Genomic DNA, 1,828 nt, shown 5'->3' with positions numbered 1-1,828 from the left:
GCTGGATGGAGCCGAGCTTGCCGGCGCCTTGCGCGCGCATGTGAGTGCGCGGCTGCCGGACTACATGGTGCCGTCGGCGTTCGTGCGGCTGGCGGCGCTGCCGCTGACGGCAAACGGCAAGCTCGACCGCAAGGCGCTGCCGATGCCTGAGGATGAGGCCTATGCGCGCCGCGCCTATGAGCCGCCGCAGGGCGAGATCGAGACCGCGCTGGCAGAGATCTGGGCGGAGCTTCTCGGGGTCGAGCGGGTCGGACGCCACGACCACTTCTTCGAACTCGGCGGCCACTCGCTCCTGGCGGTGCAGCTCTTGAGCCGGCTGTCGCGGGCTGTTGGTGTCGAACTGCCGCTGACGAGGCTGTTTGCCAAACCGGTGCTGGCCGATCTGGCGGAAAGCGTGGTCGAGATGAGCCGCCGCGGTCCGCAAGACCTCCCGGCCATTGTGGCCGTGTCGCGTGATGCGCCGCTCGTGTTGTCGTTTGCGCAGCAGCGGCTGTGGTTTTTGGCGCAGCTGGATCAGGGCAGCACGAGCTATCACATGCCGCTGGCGTGGCGGCTGCAAGGTGCGCTCGACCGCAGCGTCTGGCAGCGCAGCCTTGACCGGTTGCTGGCACGGCATGAGGCGCTGCGCAGTGTCTTTGTCGCCTCAGAGGGTGAGCCTCGGGTCGAGGTTCTGCCGAAGGATGCGGGGCTGCCCGTCACGGAGCATGATCTGCGCGCCCGGGGAGATGCGGACGCCGCGCTTTTGGAGCTGTGCCGTGAAGAGGCGCGCACGCCGTTCGATTTGGCGCGGGGGCCGCTGATCCGCGGCCGGTTGATCCGGATGTCGGACGAGGAGCACGTCTTGCTGCTGACCCAGCATCACATTGTCTCGGATGGCTGGTCGCTGGGCGTGTTGGCGCGTGAACTCAGTCAGCTGTACCGGGCGTTTGAGGCTGGACAAGACGATCCGCTGCCGCCGCTTGCGATCCAGTATCCGGACTATGCCGCCTGGCAGCGGCGGTGGCTAACAGGGGAACGGCTGCAGAGCCAGGCGCAGTATTGGCGCAACAATCTATCTGGCGCGCCGGCCCGTCTGGCCTTGCCGACGGACCGGCCGCGGCCGGCAGAGCAGTCGTTTGCCGGGGCCATGGTGCCTGTCGTGATCGATGCGGATCTGACGCGGGGCTTGAGGCGGCTGAGCCAGCGGCATGGCACGACCTTGTTCATGACGGTGCTGGCGGCGTGGGCGGCGGTGCTGTCGCGTCTGTCGGGGCAGGACGACATAGTGATCGGGGTGCCGAGCGCCAATCGCGGTCGGCGCGAGGTCGAAGAGCTGATCGGCTGCTTCGTCAACACCCTGGCGCTTCGGCTTGACCTGTCGGGGGAGCCGAGCGTGTCGGAGCTGTTAGCGCGGACGCGGCGCACGGCCTTGGGAGCGCAGGAGCATCAGGACCTGCCGTTTGAGCAGGTGGTGGAGATCGTGCAGCCGCCACGGCGTCTTGATCACACGCCGTTGTTCCAGGTGATGCTGGCCTGGCAGAACAACGCCGCCCCGGCCTTCGACCTTCCTGGGCTGCGTGTGGAGGGGGCGGCAGACGGCTTCGATCAGGTCAAGTTCGATCTGGAGCTGAACCTTTGCGAGCATGGCGAGGTCATCGCGGGAACGCTGGGCTATGCTACGGCGCTGTTCGATCAGACGACAATCGAGCGGCAACGAGGCTATCTGCTGGCGCTGCTGCAGGCGATGGTTGCCGATGCGCGGCAAGAGGTCGGGCGCATTGAGCTGCTGCCGGCCGACGAGCGGGCGTATCTGCTGGAGGAGCTGAACCGGACGGCGGCGGAGTATCCT

General features: G+C 67.3%; 1 protein-coding gene. It reads left to right on the top strand.

Going from position 1 to position 1,828, the window contains the following annotated elements:
- Positions 1–1,828, top strand: a 1,828-nt coding sequence (locus tag KIP88_RS45650) for a condensation domain-containing protein (RefSeq protein WP_249791566.1), incomplete at both ends; no start/stop codon positions are given.

Source organism: Bradyrhizobium sp. SRL28 (genome assembly GCF_018596315.1).
Classification (GTDB): domain Bacteria; phylum Pseudomonadota; class Alphaproteobacteria; order Rhizobiales; family Xanthobacteraceae; genus Bradyrhizobium.
The sequence above is the reverse complement of the archived record's forward strand: the minus strand, read 5'-3'. Positions and strand labels throughout refer to the sequence as shown.